This window comes from Bacteroidota bacterium (genome assembly GCA_013696965.1).
Classification (GTDB): Bacteria; Bacteroidota; Bacteroidia; order JACCXN01; family JACCXN01; genus JACCXN01.
Genome location: JACCXN010000005.1, coordinates 52,993 through 72,015 on the forward strand (window position 1 = coordinate 52,993; position 19,023 = coordinate 72,015).

The following is a 19,023-nucleotide window of genomic DNA, read 5'->3' on the forward strand; positions in this document are numbered from 1 at the left end:
AAAGGTTACAGGAGTATCATTTGAAAATTGACCTTAGGTTAATAAGTTACTAACCAGATAAAATGCGATGAATTGTAAATTCCACTAATTAAAAAATCTCCCTTCAGTTAATCCTTGCATTTATTACTGAATTAAGAATTTAATAAAAGTGTTTTTAAAAGTAATAAATATGGAATTCTATTTTCCAAAACCAAACCTTAAACCAATAAAAAATCTTCGTCCTTGTAAAGGGCCATAGGCATAGGCGGTATCGAAATTTGGACCAAATGGGTTTTGTGGATCGATTAAAGGGCTATTTTGAGTATAGTTTAAAATATTCCTTACACCAATGTAAACTTCGAAAAACTTCTTTATTTCTTTTGTCACTTGCAGGTTTTGTAAAGTGAACCATGGAGATATCTCATCGCGTTCAAAGGGATGGTCATAAGTTGGCAATTCCATTGGGCCCATAACCTTACCAGTATAATCAATACTTGTTTTTAATTTTTTTATAGTGTAAGATAATGTAAATACACCCGATAATTTGGGAACAAAGGCCTGATTTTCCCTTACACTATTTCCATCATTATCTTCTGTAACAGCAAATACATCAAGGAAAGTTCCACCTGCAGATAATTTAAAGGGGGAATTAAATCTATGGTTGTATGATAAAGAAAATCCTCTGGATATGGAATGTCCAAGTAGATTATCATAAACAATCAGATTTTTGTCAGTTTCATAATCAGGGATTATTTTATTTTCAAAATAGGTATAAAAGATGTCAGCATCAATGGTTCCTGAACTTTCTTTGATAGTAAAAACATGGTTTACATTTAAATTCATATTATATGATTTTTCAGGGCTCAGTTCACCTTTAACCACTACCGTTCTTGCTCCAGTAAGTGCAGCATGCTCCTCGGTAAATAAATTTACAACCCTAAATCCTGTTCCTGCATTAAGTCTTAGGGTTGTATAGGTTGCAGGTTTGTACTTAAAGTTGATCCTGGGTGAAAAAATGCTTCCATGTTTTTCATGGTAATCAAAGCGTAAACCAGCAAGTATGCTAAGATTATCACTTAGTGCATACTCATCCTGTGCAAAAATTCCTGGTATAAAAACCCTGTCAGCCTGGTTTGTGGCAAAAGTATTGTCATCGTAAAAATTATAACGTAAACTTGATCCAAATATTAAATCATGCCTTGCTCCTATTGTTTTATCCCAAATTAAATTGGAAAAAACAGTAGTTTGAACAGCAGCATATTCAGTATCGCCATACCAGGAGTCCTGATTGTGATTATTAAAGGATAAATCCCATCTTAGCTTTTCGTTAAAAGGAAGTTGATAAGAGCTAATTAATTCATACCTTTTTGTGTAAATGGATTCGCCATAAATGGAATCACTGCCACGAAATTGAGGAGTCCACTGGCTAACCCCTCCGAAACGGTTTTCATCATAATATTTGGCCGAAATGTTGAATATTCTGCTGTTCTTTCTATCAAAAGAGAATTTAGAAAATAAGGAAACCCTATTAATAAGAGGAATGTCATTAAAATTATCTTCGTTTTCATCAATGAAATTATTCATGTTATAGTAATTTCCACTAAACAACATCTTGGATTTTTTCATTTTAGGGGCAAAATAAAAATCGATGTTTTTTTCCAAATCAGATGTTCCGAATGCATTAAATCCAATCAAGGGAACATCCTGAGGCTTTTTTGTAATTACATTAATTACCCCTGCAACTGCTTCAGTTCCATACAATGTGGATGAAGGCCCTTTAATAATTTCTATTCTTTCAATTAAAGAGGTAGCTATTCCATTTAAACCATAAACTGTAGAAAGGGCGCTCATAATTGGCATTCCATCAATTAAAACCAGGGTGTATGGTCCTTCCATTCCATTTATATGTATATCAGAAGTCCCGCAAACACCACAACCAATTTGTTCTTGAACACCATTTATAGTTTCAATAGCTTGCATTATATTATTGGTAGGTGATTTTTGTAAAAAACTTGCAGTTATCACCTCTACTTTTACTGGTGAATCACTTATGAAAGTCTCCTTCATTGTTCCTGTAACCACAATCTGGTTCAATTCCTGCAAGGAGGGTTTTATGGTTAAAATCACTTGAGTAGTTTTTCCATTTTCAATTCTTACGCTATGTTTTTTCTTTTCATATCCTACAACCGAAACAATTAACTCAAGTTCTCCTTCAGGCACATTTTCAATGATGAAATTGCCTTGAATATCAGATGCTGCGCCAATATTAAGTCCTTTGAATCCAACATTGGCAAAAGGAACTGGTTTTCCCAAAGAAACAATATTCCCCTTTAGTGTTCCCTGGGAATAAACATTTACCCCAATTAGTGTAAAAAGGCTGAACGCGAAAAGTATTTTCATCTAATTATTTATTAAAACATTTAAGCAAATATAAATATATTTTTAGACTAATCTAAATTTATTATTTCAACATTGTAAATATTTAGTCTATATTTGTAACAGGAAAATGAATACTTACACGGAAGAAAATTATTTAAAGGCTATTTATAAGCTTTCCAAATCCCATGATGATGGGGTTAACACCAATGCCATTGCCGATTTGTTGAAGACTAAGGCAAGTTCGGTAACTGACATGATTAAGAAATTAAATGAAAAAAATCTTCTCAACTATGTTAAATATCAAGGAGTAACACTAACACCTGAGGGTGAAAAAGTTGCTGTAAAGATTATCCGAAAACACCGGTTGTGGGAATATTTCCTAGTGAATTGTTTGAACTTCAAATGGGATGAAGTACATGATATAGCGGAAGAACTTGAGCATATTAATTCAGATAAATTAATTAATAACCTCGATAAATTTTTAGACCATCCTAAATTCGATCCACATGGAGATCCCATTCCAGATAAGGATGGAAATATATATGAGCACAAAGAAGTTTCCCTTGCTGATTTAGAGGATAAGCGATCAGGAATAATTGTAGGGGTAAAAGATCACTCAACACAGTTTTTAAAATACCTGGAAGGAATTCATTTGCTTTTAGGAACAAAAGTAAAGATTATTAAAAAATTCGAATACGATGATTCTATCCTGGTTTCCACCGGAGATAACAGGGAAATAATTGTTTCAAACAAAGTCAGCAGAAATCTATACATAAAAAAATCAATACCTAAATAAGCATGTTTGAAGCAGCCAAAATTTGGTTTATTGATCTTTCCCCTGTTTTCCAAGCACTTTTGGCAACCATTTTCACCTGGTTGTTAACCGCTTTTGGAGCCTCTTTTGTTTTCTTTTTCAAAAGCATGAATCGCAAGTTCATGGATGGAATGCTTGGTTTTACTGGGGGGGTAATGGTCGCAGCAAGCTTTTGGTCCTTGCTCTCTCCTGCAATAGCAATGTCTGAGGATCTTTATGTGCCTACCTGGTTTCCTGCGGCAGCTGGTTTTTTAGCAGGTGCTTTGTTTATTTATTCATTGGATAAAGTACTTCCTCATTTACACATAAATTTTAAACCATCGGAAAGTGAGGGTATAAAAACGGACTGGCACCGTTCAACGCTTCTTGTTCTTGCAATTACCCTGCACAATATTCCAGAAGGACTTGCTATTGGAATTGCTTTTGGCGCTGTTGCAGCAGGAATTCCGCATGCTGAAATGGGTGCTGCTGTGGCCCTAGCACTTGGAATTGGCTTGCAAAACTTCCCGGAAGGCATGGCAGTTTCCATGCCCCTTAGAAGACAAGGCCTTTCTCGTTTTAAAAGTTTTTGGTTCGGTCAGCTTTCTGCCATTGTTGAACCCGTTGCAGGAGTATTGGGTGCAATTGCTGTAATTTATGCCCAGCCCATTTTACCTTATGCTCTTGCTTTTGCAGCAGGGGCAATGGTTTATGTGGTTGTGGAGGAAGTAATACCTGAATCACAAAGGGATAAATATACTGATACCTCTACGCTGGGTTTTATTGGTGGTTTTATTATTATGATGATTCTTGATGTTGGATTGTCTTAAAAAACCAAAGAAGGATAATAGCAATTGGAGATTTTAAAGAAGTTTTTTAAGATTAAGCATTTAGTAATTCTTTTTGCCTTTTGTGTTTATTTTGATACTTTTTTATAGTTCTTTTTATTAAAATTGGGGCTTTTTAAAGGATTCCAAATAAATGATTTCATATCAATCCTTGATTCCCGCTATTAATGTATTAGTTTTGCAAAAGGGAAACACACACTTCATTTTTCTCTGATACAGTTCAGCACTAAAATAAAACTTGTAACTTGTAATATTCAAATTGCAATATCAAAATGGAAAAGGATAAGCATAAAACGATAATAAATATAAAAAACAGGAGAGCTTCTTTTGAATATGAGTTTTTGGATGTTTATGTAGCGGGTATTCAGTTAACAGGAACTGAAATTAAATCGATAAGAGATAGCAAAGCAAATATTACAGATGGTTTTTGCATTTTTTTAAAAGATGAACTTTGGGCAAGAAATATTCATATTGCAGAATATAAGGAAGGTTCATACAACAACCATGAACCCAAGCGCGACCGAAAGCTGCTTCTTAACAAGGGTGAACTAAAAAAACTAGCCAATAAAACAAAAGACAAGGGCTTAACCATTGTCCCTTTGAGGTTGTTTATAAACAATAAAGGTTTTGCCAAACTGGAAATTGCCCTTGCAAAAGGAAAAAAATTATTCGATAAACGTGAGAGTTTAAAAGAAAAGGATACCAAAAGGCAAATAGACAGACTATTAAAGGAGTAGATACGCTTTGATTGACAGTAAAGCTTTTTTACTTACCTAACAATTAGTTTTTTATTGTACAAATCATTATTCATTGAACCAGTAATAAGATAAACTCCACTTGGCAATCGATCATAGGGATCAATAGCAACAACAGTCTTATTATTATCAAGAACAATTACCTTTGAATAATATTCCCTACCAGACATATCAACAACCACGATTAAAATCTCTTTATTTAATTCTCCTGCAATTAAAATATTTAGTGCTGATCCAATAGGGGCCGGATTAGGAAAAACACTAAAGGAGGCCATTTCTTTTTTATCAAAATTAACAGCAACTAAATCAGAAAAACTAAACTTTCCATCATAATCGGTTTGCTTGAGCCTATAATAAGACAAACCAGGGAAGGGATGCAAATCGTTTTGGGAATATGAAATTATTTGCCTGCTATTTCCAGCCGCTTTCAGCTTATGAACTTCTGTAAATTCTATTCCGTCTGTGGTTTTCTCAATGGTAAAAAAATCATTGTTTGTTTCGGAAGCAGTTACCCATTTAAGAACTATACTGTTATCATGGGAAAAAGCCTCAAAACTTAATAATTCAATGGGTAATGTTATTGAAAAGGTACAAGGATTTCCTTCACAACAATTTGATCCTGAACAACCAAAAGTTGTTCCTGTATTGTTAATTGTTCCTTCAACTGAAAGTGAGCCATTACCAGAAATATCTCCCCCATTACCATTATTAAAATTTCCTGAAACGGAAATGGCTCCGTTAAAAGTAACATTCGAACTGTTGTTGTTATTGGTCAAATTACCTGTTACAATCAACACACCAGTGCTCTCAACATTTATAATACTTCCATTTGCAAAGGAAATATTTCTTGTAGTGACTGTACCACCAATGTTTAAAGTTCCTCCTGTTTTAATTTCAATATCACTTGTTCCATTTCCTGTTAAAAAAGATCCTGTATTAACAGTTAAGGAAGCCACATTGCCAGATCCAATAATAATGAGTGTTGAAAAAGTAATGTTATTGCCATTTCCAATAATTACGATATCATTATTATTAGGGATACAGCTACAGGAAGGGCCTACATGAGAAACTATTGACCAGGTTCCAGTGGTTCCATAAGGACCATTAGCTCTTGAGTAAAGAGTTGCAGAAAATACTGAAGGAATTAGTAAAATCAAGCAAAATGATAAATATATATTTTTCATATGGATATAATTATTCGTTAATTAATTATTCCTCTAAGGAACTCATGAGTGCTAAAGCATTTTTATTTATTTGACATCCCAATTTATTGTGAGTCATGTAATTATCATTAGTACTTGTGCATGACTATTCTCATAAGCTGCAATTGTTGAATATTGCAAAAAAAGTGTAAGAATAAACTAATATACCGCAAAATATAAAAAATGTTTGACAAAGGAAATTATTTTTATCATATAAAAAAGTGTTTTTATATGATAAAACTCCAATACCTTTTCATAGTCTCACTTTCCTTTAATATCCAATTTCCTGTATTTTATAATCATTTTTTCCAATTCCAATTTTGAAAACTCCTTTTTGTGAATTTGTTCAAGCAAGTTTTGGGAGGCTGCATGTAACTCTATATTGGAAAAATAATTATCTCGCATAAAGTGGACGAATTTCAAAGCTCTGAATCCATCAAACCAGGTATAAAACCTTTTTCTAAAGGAATTTAGGTCTTTACTATTTTCTCTGATTTCATAGACTTTATCTTTAAAGTTAGAATCCATAAGAAATGCAACAATGGGATCTGAAAATTCCTGAAAAGTGGTTGATGTATATAATCCATCCACATGCTCCAAAAAGAATTTCATCTCCTGGAATACTTTAGGGTTGTATGTGAGAAAATATTCAGTTTTATTTTCTATCCAACTGTTTATTGCCCTTCCTGTACCAAAGGGTACCCTTGTGGATGATCTGGGAGATGGAATTATTCTTGTTGCATTAAGTTCAGTGAATGCACCAAGAGGAATTATTTTATGTAAAAAATAAAAATCTTCTCCTGCTTTTCTTTTATTCATCCCTCCCTGCTTTTGATAAACATCAGTGCGTACTGCCATGGAAGAGCCAATTGTATGGTAGGCAAAAGGATGCCCTGCGAAACGTAATCCCGCTATATAATATCTTAAATGGAGTTCATAGTTTAGAATTCCTTCATATACTTCATGTGTAAATTCATCACCGGATAAGGGATGTTCAAAATAAATTGAACAAGCCATTGTTTTGGGATTTATCTTGAAATGGTATTCAATTGCGGTAAAATAATTGGTATCACAGGTTGAATCTGCATCAAAACAACAAATAATTCCTTTGTTATTCTTTGTAATAAGGAATCTTCTAACGGCTTCATCCATTCCAATTTTTCGAGCCAGGCCAACCCCTGCAAATTTTGAAGGTAAATCGCAGGCTATAATAATTTTAAAATCAAGCCTTTTATCCTGGTTTGTATCTATCCATTCCTTTACCTGAGTAATCATTTTCTGTGTTTCTTTCCTTATGGGCTCTTGTGCGTCAATGGAATGATTAACAACAACAATAACCTCAACAGAACATTGAGGTTTTATACAATTCTTAAGGGAAATTAACGATTTTAGCAATTGTGGTTCGCAAAAAGCTGGAATTACAACAACAATTCCTAGATCGTGTTCAGGTTTTTTAACTATTTTTTTTGAATAAAAGGTATGTTTCTCCAGATAATCCATGGAAGTAATGACAAAAAGTGATTTGAGGCTAAAATTTAAGGTCTGATTCAGTATTTATTTCAGGTTGCCTATACCTCAGTTTGTTAATGAAATTCAAAAGGAATACTAATTAGGGTGCAATTCGCTCTATTTGCCATTGCTCATTTTCATTTATAAAATATCTTATACGGTCGTGCAAACGGCTTGGTCGACCCTGCCAAAATTCAATTTTTTCAGGTTTAACAATATATCCACCCCAATGAGGAGGGCGTGGGATTTCTTTGTCCTGAAATTTATTCGTTATGTCCTGAACAAGTTTATCAAGTGCTTCTCTGTTTTCAACTACAGAGCTTTGAACAGAAGCCCATGCACCAATTTGAGAACCTTTTGGACGATTGTTAAAATACAAATCAGAATCCTCAGTTATTTGTTTTTGGGCAATACCTTGTATTCTTATTTGCCTTTCCATTTGAGGCCAAAAAAAATTCATGCAAATTTTTGGATTTACTTCAATGTCTCTGCCCTTTTGGCTGTGGTAGTTGGTATAAAAAACAAAGCCATGCGTACTAAAATCGCGTAAGTATAAAATCCTCAAAGAAGGCTGACCATGTTCAGAAACTGTGGCAAGGTCGAATGCATTAAATTCAGGAATCTGGGCTTGCATTGCTTCATTAAACCATTGTTCAAACTGTATCACTGGGTTTTTATTCACTGATTGTTCATTTAATGACTGGAGAGAGAAATCCTTTCTTAGTTTATTAATGTGTTCTCTTAGATTATCCATTTTAAAATGTTTGGTGCTGAAGGTACAAAGTTAGTAGTTGTATGGAATGTTAAATAAACAAAAATTAAAAAAAAGATTAAAGCTGATCATAAAGTGCCCATTGGATACTTAATTTTCCTGGTTCAAATTATAATAAAGCAAAGAATAAAAGTAAATATATCGCTTATATTTGGCCAAAAAACGCATAACCATTCAGGTTAAAAAAAACAATCACTTATGAAATTATCGCCAGAATTACAATTTAACACTTCCATGGAATGGGTAAAAGCAGTGCTTTCGGATTTAGAAGGATTTTTACAGGATCATGCCGATTGTGAACGCAAGGCATCAGCCATGGCAATGAGTTTTGTTGCTAAATGTCCGGATAAGGTGGAAATAATTCCCGAATTAATAGAGACTGCTTTGGAGGAGATGGAACATTTTAAAATGGTATACCAGATTATGGAAAAACGTGGAATAAGGCTAAAGGCAGAAATACCAAAGGATTCCTATATACAACAGCTATTGGCTCTTTGCAGAAATACTCCAGATGAAAGGCTAATGGACAGAATGTTACTGGCATCAATTATTGAATGCAGGGGAGCTGAAAGGTTCCGGCTGGTGGCAGAAAACATAATAGATGCAGAACTAAAAACATTTTATAAAATGCTTTGGATTTCGGAAGCAAAACACGGCAATATTTTTGTAAAAATGATATTAAACTACCAGGATGAAAAGGAGGTTTATGAGCGCTTGGATTATCTGGTTGCAAAAGAAGCAGAAATTTGTAGGCTATTGCCAATAAGAGCTGCCCTTCATTGAAAATATTTAAAAACTAAAAAACATTAGTTATGGGGTTAAGTAATATAAATCCAGGTCAAGGAAAACTTCTTATTTCAGAACCATTTTTACACGATCCCTACTTTCAGCGTTCTGTAATTTTAATCACTGAATATAGTCCAGAAACCGGTGCCAGCGGTTTAATTTTAAATAAACCAATTGATTTATCTTTAAATGAGGGTTTAACCGATTTTCCTCCCTATGATGGGCAGGTTTATCTTGGAGGACCAATTCACAAGGATAATTTGTTCTTTATTCATACCCTTGGGGAAAAAGTTGAAGATTGTGTGGAAATAATTCCAAACTTATATTGGGGAGGGAATTTTGAAATCATAAAGTCTTTAATTGCATCAAACCAAATAAGAGAAAATCAAATACGATTTTTTGCAGGCTATTCAGGCTGGGAACCAAGGCAATTAGAAAGGGAAATAGATGAGCAAGCATGGATAGTGACTAACGCTGATGTAAACCAAATTATGAATACCAGGAATGATTCCATGTGGTCAGAAGTACTTAAAAAAATGGGAACTGAATATGCTATTCTAGCCAATTTCCCAGTTGATCCCAGCCTTAATTAAGGAAAAATGAATGGAGGCATTTAAAGCAAATCAAAGGAGGGCTTTTAAGCATTTTTATAATTGGGGAAATTAATTGCCTGAATTTAGATGCTTATGGCTAAGCCTTTTAATTAAAGCAAAAGTTGATTGACAAATTTAAGATTAATTGCTCTATTTTTCAACTGATATAATTTTGAAGGGAAGGGAAATTTAAAAACTAGAGTTTATAGAGAATTAGGGTTTAATTGGGAAGTGGTAGGATAAAATAAATCTAAAAATTTCGAAAATTTTCATAAAGGAAAAAAAAAAGAAAAAAATCGTTTTATATTAACCTTTTCCTTTATTTGCATTGGAATTAATATTTACCACTAGCATTTGAGCTCCTAAAGTAGGAAAAAGTAGGAAAGGAATTTCAAATTATGAGCTAAGGTTAATAAGCAGTTGATTTAATTTTGAAGCAACAGGATGGAAATACCTCTTTTTGCCGAATCCCGCAATCCAACTTATACCGTTTATTGCATTTGTAAGAAACAGTTCATCTGCATTTAATAAATCATCAGGAGAAATTGCACACTCATAGACCTTACGGCCCTGAGAAAGAGCAAGTTCAATAATTGTTTTACGCATTGTTCCGGCAACACACCCCTCTTCCAAGGAAGGGGTATATATTTTTCCGGATGAAACAAGAAAAAAATTAGAAGAAGTTGCTTCTGCGATGTTCCCTAATTCATTTAAAATTAAACAATCATCAAGGTTTTTTTCTATCTTATCCATTGAAGATAGCACAAAAAGCAAGGCATTGTTGGTTTTTAAATTAGAGAGCAAATTCAAGGGTTTTCTGAATTTTTCATAAATATCAATGATTAACCCTGTTTTGTTCAAATTAAAACCATCTGTATACAATGCATTTGCTTCAATTAAATATTCCATTGAATTGTCAATGGGGGCGTAAAATCCTCCTTCTTTTCTAAAAAGTGTAACTCTAACCCTTGCATCGGCTAAAATTCCATTTTTTTTCAGTAACTCTTTAATTTGAATGCTTAAAAATTCTGCTGTAAAAAAAGCAGGTAATTGTATATTTAGAAAAGTCGCATCACGCATTAAACGCTCCACATGGTTGTTCAAAAAACAGATGTTATTTTTAATTACACGAACAGATTCAAAAATCCCATCTCCATATCTGAATGATCTGTTTTTAACTGAAAAAACAGGTTTGTCAGCTGGAATAAGCTCACCATTATACAGGATAAACTGCTGCATAGGCTAAATGAAATTTGCAATTTTATCTAAAAATTCCACAGCAAAGGAAGGCCTTATTGCAATGGTGAAAACAATTCCAAAGATGGCTCCCCAAAAGTGTGCATCGTGGTTGATATTGTCTTTTCCCCTTCGTCCCATATAAAAAGAATATCCTAAATAAATTAATGCCCATATTATTCCAGGAAAACACAAAACTCCATAAAGACATAAATCCCTGACTGGATCAAGCAATACGCTTGAAAATAAAACTGCGGAAACAGCCCCAGAAGCACCAACTGAATTATAATAAATATCATTTTGATGTTTTCTGTAGGTTGGTAGTACTGCGAAAATAATTCCTCCAATATATAGAAGTAGAAAATAAAGTATGCCTTTATCTCCAAAATAAAGATCAAAATAAGATTCTACCACACTTCCAAAAAAATAAAGGACAAGCATGTTAAAAATAAGATGCATCCAGTCTGCATGAAGCAGTGCGTGGGAGAAAAAACGAATCCATTCATTGTTATTCTTAACAAAATAGGGATTGAACTGGTATTTATACATTATATCATGCTTTTGAAAAGCAATGATGGAAACAAGTGCGGTGATAATAATAATTATTAATGTCATGGGTACAAAGGTAAAAATTTGTTGCAGCAACATTAAGCAGTTTCAGGAATAAAGCCAGTTTTTTAATAATTTTTCTCCGAATTCGGTGAGCACAGATTCAGGATGAAATTGAACTCCTTTCACATCAAATTCCTTATGTCTTAGTGCCATAACATTTCCATTTTTATCCCTTGCAAGTACTTCAAGTGCATCCGGAATGTTTTTATCTACAACCCAGGAATGATATCTTCCTGTAAGAAAGGAATTTGGAATGCCATCAAAAATCACATCCTTCTTTTGAACCACTACAGGCAATGAAACCCCGTGCAGGACTTCATCAAGATTAATTAAATTTCCTCCATAAACCTCAGCAATTGCTTGATGGCCAAGGCAAATACCTAATATACTTTTGGTTTTATAAAACCTTTGAATTAAAGGGATCAAAATACCTGCATCAGAGGGTAAACCAGGGCCCGGAGACAAAACAATTTTGTCATAATGCTCGATCTGTTCAAGTTTTATTTTATCATTTCTATGCACATGAACGGTACAATCTGAAATTTTTTCAATAATATGAACAAGATTATAGGTAAAGGAATCATAATTATCTAAAATCAGGATATTCATTAAATTTAGGGCTAAATCAGAAAAAAATCACTTTGGATATTCTATCCTAACATGGTAAATGGTAAGGAGCTTTTTCTTTAGAATTTTTTTTATCACAGTAATGTCTTTAAAAGTAATATCAGCATTTACAAATTGATTGTCGGCAATTTGTGAATTTATTACATTTTCAACAAGCTTATCAATAGATTCTGAATCATAGCTTTTAAGGCTTCTGGAGGCTGCTTCTACAGAATCGGCCATCATTAATACTGCTGTTTCCTTAGAGTAAGGCCTGGGACCGGGATAACGGAATTTTTTTTCATCAATTAATTTATCCGGAAATTGTTTCAAAAATGATTTATAGAAATATTGAACTGTGGAATCACCATGATGGGTTCTGATAAAATCAATGACTTTTTCGGGCAAATTATATTTTTTTGCCTTTTCCACTCCTTTAATCACATGACTGATAATGATTTCAGCACTTTCATCAAAGTTAAGCTCATCATGAGGGTTAATTCCAGAGGTTTGATTCTCAATAAAGTATCTTGGCATATCCATTTTTCCAATATCATGGTATAATGCCGCTGCCCTTACAAGCAATGTGTCCCCCCCAATTTCAAAAGTGGCTTCCTCGGCAAGATTTGCAACTTGAAGGGAATGTTGAAATGTACCGGGAGCACGCATAGCAAGTTCTCTCAAAAGAGGGCTGTTTGTGTCTGATAATTCTATTAAAGTAACATCTGAAATGAAACCAAAAACTTTTTCAAAAAGATAAATTAAAGGATAAGAAAACAAGGTAAGCATAGCACTTATACCGAAATAGCCAAAAAACACAGGATTTACGGTATGAATTTCTCCTTCTTCAATTATTGCAAACCCTAAATAAGTTAAGGAGTAGGATGTGAAAATAATAAAGGAAGTGAAAAACAATTGTGATCGTTTGCTCATATTTACAATGCTAAATACAGCGAAAATACCTGCAAGCAACTGGATAAAGGCAAATTCAAAGCCATTGGGGGCTAAAAAGCCTAAAACAAGACAAGTAACAAGATGGGTAAATAATGCGAGTCGTGTATCATAAAATGCCCTTATTACAATGGGCAAAATCCCAAATGGTAGTGCATATATATTTACAAATTCAAATTTTAAGGATAATGAAGCCATAAATACCATTAGCACTGTAACAAAAAGCAAAAAACCTACTTTCAAATTATCTGCAAGAATATCTTTTCTAAATAAATAAATGAAAAAGTAAATAACCAGCAAAGCCAAGGAAACCAATAACAATTGACCCGATAAAATCAATAAGTAATTATACACTCCTCCTGTTTGAGCCAGATATTCGGTTCGAAAGGATTCAAGCATGAGAAATTTTTCACTATCAATTAATTCTCCCTTGGAAATTATCCGTTCACCCTGTTGTATTTTTCCTCTGATGAGTGAAATCTGCTCCAATTGTTGATTAAGCACTGATTTGGTTGTGTGCTCATCGTAAATAATATTATGGGTAATGATGTTTTCAAGCAAAGAAGTTAATAAACTTCCGTCTATTTTATTTTCCTTTTCTATTTCAAGATGTATAAAATCATAGGCTGTTTGCAGGGTGTGAAACTCCAGGATTTGCTTTTCTTCAGCAACATTATTATTTACAAGTGAAATGTATTCACTGCTTGATTTTCTCTCAATAAAATCATTTACCTCAATAATCCCCCTACTGAATACCTTTATTAAAATTTCATGCCCTTTTTTAAATGTTGCTTGTTTAATTCTCGCATCTTTTTTTTCGTCCTCAAGTGAATTGTAGTTGTATTTTTTATTCCAACTCACGGCAAAATCACGATCGAAAACACGGGAAAGGTTAATGAGTACAGCTGTATCTTTTTGAAAAAACACCTGACTGTTTGCAGTTATTTCTACTTGTTCTTTTTTAATTTCCTCTTCCGTTTTTTTAATGGCAAAATCGAAAGAGGCAATCAAATCCTGGTGAAGCCATGGTTTACCCTTAGTGAACTCATATCTGAATTTACCTTCTTTTGGAAAAACCGAAACAATTAAAATTACTGAAATCAGGAAGATGAAGCCTTTGAAAATTTCATCGTGTTTGTCCCTGAAAAAGGCTAAAATATTTTTCATTGATAGTGATAACGCTGCTAAATTACATAATATTTAATATTTAGCGGGGGATTAGTTAAAAGAAGTCGGATATAAAGGAAACAGAAATGCCAAATAAAATACCGAAAACTAAATTACAGGGAAAGATTGTAATAGTTTGTAATTTATTGTATAAACAATCAGGAATAGGAATAATTGTTCTGGTGTTAATAATAAATAATTGATATTTTTGCACGTTTTATATAAAGTAATTAATCCTAAAATCAATTTGAAAATGAAAGAAGTTTATATAGTTTCAGCAGTTAGGACTCCATTAGGAAGTTTCGGAGGTAGTTTAGCAGGAGTATCTGCAACAAAATTAGGTGCTGCAGCAATTAAAGGGGCTTTGGAAAAAGCAGGTTTAGATGCAAAGGAAGTTGATGAAGTTTTCATGGGTAATGTACTTCAGGCGAATTTAGGTCAGGCGCCAGCCCGACAGGCCGCAATTTTTGCTGGTTTAGGAAATAATGTACCGTGTACAACAATAAATAAAGTATGTGCTTCAGGAATGAAAGCTATTATGTTAGGTGCTCAATCAATAATGACTTGCGACAATAAGGTGGTAATTGCAGGTGGAATGGAAAACATGTCACAGGTTCCTTATTACCTTGATAATGCACGTACGGGATATAGATTGGGGAATGGTTCTGTAATAGATGGGCTTGTGAAGGATGGTTTAACGGATGTTTACAACAATTACCACATGGGTAATGCTGCTGAACTTTGTGCTAAAGAATGCAATATTTCAAGGCAAGACCAGGATGAATATGCAATTGAATCCTACAAACGATCCGCTGCTGCATGGAAAGAAGGAAAATTCAAGGATGAAATTGTTCCTGTTGAAATTCCACAAAAAAAGGGTGAACCCATTATTTTTGAAGAAGATGAAGAATATAAAAATGTTAAATTCGAAAAAATTCCAGAATTAAAACCTGTATTTGTAAAAGATGGAACTGTAACGGCAGCTAATGCATCAACAATTAATGATGGCGCTGCAGCATTGGTTTTAATGAGCAAAGAAAGAGCTGAAGAATTAGGAATTAAACCTTTAGCTGTAATCAGAGGATTTGCTGATGCAGCACAAGCTCCCGAATGGTTTACAACTGCCCCGGCAAAGGCGCTTCCTATAGCAGTAAAAAAAGCAGGTATCAATATGAATGATATCAGTTATTTTGAGCTTAATGAAGCATTTTCGGTGGTAGGGCTTGTAAATGTAAAAGAGCTTAATTTGGATAAATCAAAAGTAAATGTGAATGGAGGAGCTGTTTCATTGGGACATCCACTTGGATGCTCTGGTGCAAGGATAATTGTTACTTTGATAAATGTATTGAAACAAAATAACGGAAAATATGGCGCAGCCGGAATATGCAATGGCGGTGGAGGAGCAAGTGCTATGGTTATTGAAAGATTATAATTTTCAGTGCTTTTCTGTTAACACTTCAATTAATATTTCAAAAAAATGAAATTCGGAATTTGCAATTTGGGTATTGTCCCTTGCCGGGCAGAACCATCTGATAAAAGTGAGATGGTTACCCAATTGCTTTTCGGTGAACATTTCCAAGTGATTTCTGAACATAAAAGCTGGTCGGAAATATCAATTGCTTTTGACAATTACAAGGCATGGATTGATAACAAACAGTTTCTGCCCATTTCAGAGGATACTTACAATGAATTGAATGAAATACCTCCTGCTCTTACCTTTGACCTTGTTCAGGTTGTGTTAAATACTCAAAGCGGTGCAATTACGCCTGTTGTAATTGGAAGCTCATTACCCTTGTTCAATGGTGAATCCTGTAACCTTCAGGGTTATGAGTATGCCTACGAAGGACAGCACATTCGCCCTTCACAATTAACAGGAAGGCTGAAATTAATTGAAATAGCCTATACCTACCTGAATTCCCCATATCTATGGGGCGGACGCACTCCTTTTGGAATTGACTGTTCCGGCTTCACTCAGATTTGTTATAAATTAAGCGGTTTTTCAATTCCACGTGATGCTTTTCAACAGGCAGAAATGGGTGAAACCTTAAGCTTTGTTGAAGAATCTCAGCAAGGAGATCTGGCATTTTTTGATAATGCTGATGGTAAAATAGTTCATGTTGGTATTGTTTTAAATAACAATCAAATCATACATGCTTCAGGCAGGGTTAGAATTGACAAGTTTGATCATTATGGAATTTACAATACCGAATCAGGAAGTTATAGCCATAACTTAAGATTACTCAAAAGGCTAATAGAATAATAAATATTGATTTTAAATTCTCATGCCGATAATACAAATATCGTCCACTTGTTCTAATTCACCTTTCCAATCTTCAAAAACTTTATTGAGTTTTTCTTTTTGATCTTCCATTGATTTTGAATGAATTTTCAAAAGTAAATCCTTTAATTGGGATGGTTTAAACTTTTTTCCTTTGTCTCCACCGAATTGATCATGAAATCCATCTGTTATAAGATAGAAACTACTGTTCTTTTTGAGTTTGATAACATTATTGGTAAAGGGTATATAACCAGGATGATAACCAATAGGTTGCTTGTTAGGCTTAATTTCTCTTAATTCAGTATTTGAATTATTGTTGATGATTGATCCTTCACTGTTCAGCTCTGCTGGTTTTTCATTTATTATCCATATTGGATTGTTTGCTCCAGCCCACTGAAGTTCATGTGTTAAAAGGTTTAAACATACTATTGAAATGTCCATACCATCTTTATTTTCTCCTTCCTTTCCGGATTGTTTGAGTTCTTTTACTATCTTTTCTCTTAATTTGTCAAGTATTGATGCTGGCGATAAAAGTTTTTCAGAACTTGTAATTTCGTTTAAAAAGGCGATACCAAGCATGCTCATCATTGCACCTGGTACTCCATGTCCTGTACAATCAGCAACTGCAATATACAAACTCTCCTTCTTTTCCAATGACCAGTAAAAATCGCCAGAAATAACATCTTTGGGTTTGTACAAAATAAAATGCGAAGGAAGCGCTTTTGATACATGTTCAGTTTCCTTAAGCAAGGCTTCCTGAATGCGTTTTGCATAATTTATACTATCTGTTATTTCCTTATGCCTGTGTTCAATTTCTTCTTTTTGAGAAGTAATTAATGAATTTGATTTCTGTTTTGATCTGTAGCTTCTAAATAAAACCAATGCCAACACAAGCATAAAGGAAAAACCCAGTGCACCTGCAAAAGTATAAACCTCTTGTTTTTTAATTTCCTCCTGGTGTTTAATTTCATTAATACTGACTTGTTCACTATGTTGTAAGCTATCTTTCATTTTCATTTTATCATACTCATATTTTGCTTCATGTCGGTTGATGCTTTTCTGGGTTTCAGTATTTAATAAGGTATCTGACAAAGATTTGAAAAGTTCAAAATATTCAAGTGCTTCCTTATATCTGCCAAGTTCTTTGTAAGCATCTACCAAATGTCCACTGACCTCCAAAATTTCAGTTTTTGAATTTATTTCATCCGCAATGACTTTAGCTTCCAGGAAATGATTTAATGCTTTTAATGGTTTATTTTCAAGGAGGTACACATTTCCCAAACCTGTGTGATTATAAATTAAACTTACTCTATCCCCTATTGATTTATGCATTTCATATGCCTTTAATTGATAGAATTTTGCAGAATCAAGAATATCGTTTTTGGAAAATGTTTTGTTTTCTGGTTTATCCAAAAACAGTGCAGAATAATTCTTGTAATAACGAATATAGCATGCACCTATATTGGTATAAAAAGAAGCTATATCTTTTTTATTTCCTGCTTTTTCTTCAATAATAAGGCCTTTATTGTAATATTCCATGGCCATTTCAAACTCCCCCTTGTCAATATAGGTTAAACCAATGTTATTTAAGGTTTTGCTAACGTTTTTAAAATCCTTTATTGACTCATAAATGTTTAAACTTTTCATATAATATTCCAAAGCCTGTTCACTATTTTTTTGGCCATGAAAAAGCAAACCAATGTTGTTGTATGTTCCGGCAACACCTTTTTGATTACCAGTTTCTTCACATATAGCCAGGCTCTTCATACTGAATTCTATAGCCAATTCCAATAGCCCCTGCTTTTTGTATATAATACTAATATTATTGTAAGATGCTGCCATGCCTTCTTTATCTTCAAGGGCTTCTTTAATTTGTATACTTTTTAAATTGTATTCTATGGCCTGTTCATACCTTCCCTGGTTTCTATGAATTAAAGCAATATTATTAAAAGAGCTTGCAATTCCTTTTTTATCCCCGTTTTCTTCTCGAATTTTCAAGCTTTTTAAGTAATATCCCAAAGCCTCATCCAGGTCTCCCTGGTAATGGAAGGTAGTACCAATGCAATTTAAAGCCTCACCAATTCCTTTTTTATAGGTTATTTCATTGCTCTTATCAATGGCCAATAATGCCATTTTTTTTCCATTCTCATAGTCTCCTTTTTTAATGTATTCAATGGAAAGTTCATTCAAGGCATTAATTTTATTGGTATCTGAAAGGCAAGGTTTAGGACAATTATTAACACCATTATTGATTACCCGCTCCAGAGAATCTATTAAATTGTTTTGAGCAATTGTATTGGGAACCGTAATTGTGATTTGGAAAAGCAGAAGAAAATAAACAGGTATTAATTTCATATGTATATAATTTGTTTTTTAATTGACATATGGTATAGCCAGGTTATCTTCATTAGTGTTTGTGCACTGTTCGGTGCATGGCTATTTCATATGTATATAATTTGTTTTTTAATTGACATATGGTATAGCCAGGTTATCTTCATTAGTGTTTGTGCACTGTTCGGTGCATGGCTATTTCATATGTATATAATTTGTTTTTTAA

16 protein-coding genes are annotated in these 19,023 nt (G+C 33.6%); 7 read left to right on the top strand and 9 right to left on the bottom strand.

Annotation, left to right across the window (positions count from 1 at the left end):
• Positions 1 to 177: 177 nt before the first annotated feature.
• Positions 178 to 2,379 carry a TonB-dependent receptor gene (locus H0V01_00845; protein ID MBA2581912.1) on the bottom strand — a complete coding sequence of 734 codons (2,202 nt, stop codon included), beginning with the start codon at positions 2,377 to 2,379 and terminating at the stop codon, positions 178 to 180.
• Positions 2,380 to 2,485: 106 nt separating this feature from the next.
• On the opposite strand from H0V01_00845, the gene H0V01_00850 reads away from it, so the two are divergent.
• The 3 genes from H0V01_00850 to smpB all read left to right on the top strand — a co-directional run bounded on the left by H0V01_00850 (position 2,486) and on the right by smpB (position 4,736).
• Positions 2,486 to 3,154: a metal-dependent transcriptional regulator gene (locus H0V01_00850; protein ID MBA2581913.1), complete on the top strand. Its 669-nt coding sequence runs from the start codon at positions 2,486 to 2,488 to the stop codon at positions 3,152 to 3,154.
• A gap of 2 nt (positions 3,155 to 3,156) precedes the next feature.
• On the top strand, positions 3,157 to 3,981 hold the full coding sequence (locus tag H0V01_00855; protein MBA2581914.1) for a ZIP family metal transporter: 825 nt from the start codon (positions 3,157 to 3,159) through the stop codon (positions 3,979 to 3,981).
• 290 nt (positions 3,982 to 4,271) lie between these two features.
• Positions 4,272 to 4,736, top strand: coding sequence for an SsrA-binding protein SmpB (gene smpB, locus H0V01_00860; GenBank protein MBA2581915.1), 465 nt, complete (start codon positions 4,272 to 4,274; stop codon positions 4,734 to 4,736).
• Between the two features lie 32 nt (positions 4,737 to 4,768).
• On the opposite strand, the gene H0V01_00865 is transcribed toward smpB, so the two are convergent.
• The 3 genes from H0V01_00865 to pdxH form a co-directional block, all read right to left on the bottom strand.
• Entirely contained in the window at positions 4,769 to 5,938 is a 1,170-nt protein-coding gene (locus tag H0V01_00865) for a T9SS type A sorting domain-containing protein (GenBank protein ID MBA2581916.1), read from the bottom strand.
• A 279-nt stretch (positions 5,939 to 6,217) separates the two neighbouring features.
• On the bottom strand, positions 6,218 to 7,456 hold the full coding sequence (locus H0V01_00870; GenBank protein ID MBA2581917.1) for a glycosyltransferase: 1,239 nt from the start codon (positions 7,454 to 7,456) through the stop codon (positions 6,218 to 6,220).
• 109 nt (positions 7,457 to 7,565) lie between these two features.
• The gene (pdxH, locus tag H0V01_00875; protein MBA2581918.1) at positions 7,566 to 8,219 is read right to left on the bottom strand and encodes a pyridoxamine 5'-phosphate oxidase; all 654 of its coding nucleotides are present in this window, start codon (positions 8,217 to 8,219) and stop codon (positions 7,566 to 7,568) included.
• A 216-nt stretch (positions 8,220 to 8,435) separates the two neighbouring features.
• Here pdxH and H0V01_00880 point away from each other — a divergent pair, with 216 nt between their 5' ends.
• Together H0V01_00880 and H0V01_00885 are read left to right on the top strand one after the other, a co-directional pair.
• Positions 8,436 to 9,020, top strand: coding sequence for a tRNA-(ms[2]io[6]A)-hydroxylase (locus H0V01_00880; protein ID MBA2581919.1), 585 nt, complete (start codon positions 8,436 to 8,438; stop codon positions 9,018 to 9,020).
• Between the two features lie 29 nt (positions 9,021 to 9,049).
• On the top strand, positions 9,050 to 9,616 hold the full coding sequence (locus tag H0V01_00885) for a YqgE/AlgH family protein (protein MBA2581920.1): 567 nt from the start codon (positions 9,050 to 9,052) through the stop codon (positions 9,614 to 9,616).
• Positions 9,617 to 10,012: 396 nt separating this feature from the next.
• Here H0V01_00885 and H0V01_00890 read toward each other — a convergent pair whose 3' ends face one another.
• From H0V01_00890 to H0V01_00905, 4 genes are read right to left on the bottom strand one after another with little or no spacing between them, the layout of a single operon-like run.
• Complete coding sequence (locus tag H0V01_00890) at positions 10,013 to 10,855, bottom strand: aminotransferase class IV (GenBank protein ID MBA2581921.1); 843 nt, start codon at positions 10,853 to 10,855, stop codon at positions 10,013 to 10,015.
• 3 nt (positions 10,856 to 10,858) lie between these two features.
• Positions 10,859 to 11,500 (bottom strand): rhomboid family intramembrane serine protease, encoded by a 642-nt coding sequence (locus H0V01_00895; protein ID MBA2581922.1) that lies wholly within the window; start codon positions 11,498 to 11,500, stop codon positions 10,859 to 10,861.
• 9 nt (positions 11,501 to 11,509) lie between these two features.
• Complete coding sequence (locus tag H0V01_00900; protein ID MBA2581923.1) at positions 11,510 to 12,073, bottom strand: aminodeoxychorismate/anthranilate synthase component II; 564 nt, start codon at positions 12,071 to 12,073, stop codon at positions 11,510 to 11,512.
• Between the two features lie 27 nt (positions 12,074 to 12,100).
• Positions 12,101 to 14,188 carry an HDIG domain-containing protein gene (locus H0V01_00905; GenBank protein MBA2581924.1) on the bottom strand — a complete coding sequence of 696 codons (2,088 nt, stop codon included), beginning with the start codon at positions 14,186 to 14,188 and terminating at the stop codon, positions 12,101 to 12,103.
• Between the two features lie 253 nt (positions 14,189 to 14,441).
• Here H0V01_00905 and H0V01_00910 point away from each other — a divergent pair, with 253 nt between their 5' ends.
• Both H0V01_00910 and H0V01_00915 read left to right on the top strand, forming a co-directional pair.
• Positions 14,442 to 15,620, top strand: coding sequence for an acetyl-CoA C-acyltransferase (locus H0V01_00910; protein ID MBA2581925.1), 1,179 nt, complete (start codon positions 14,442 to 14,444; stop codon positions 15,618 to 15,620).
• Positions 15,621 to 15,665: 45 nt separating this feature from the next.
• Positions 15,666 to 16,448, top strand: coding sequence for a C40 family peptidase (locus H0V01_00915; protein MBA2581926.1), 783 nt, complete (start codon positions 15,666 to 15,668; stop codon positions 16,446 to 16,448).
• A gap of 12 nt (positions 16,449 to 16,460) precedes the next feature.
• Here the strand turns inward: H0V01_00915 and H0V01_00920 are convergent, their stop codons facing one another.
• Entirely contained in the window at positions 16,461 to 18,821 is a 2,361-nt protein-coding gene (locus H0V01_00920) for a tetratricopeptide repeat protein (GenBank protein ID MBA2581927.1), read from the bottom strand.
• Positions 18,822 to 19,023 lie beyond the last annotated feature (202 nt).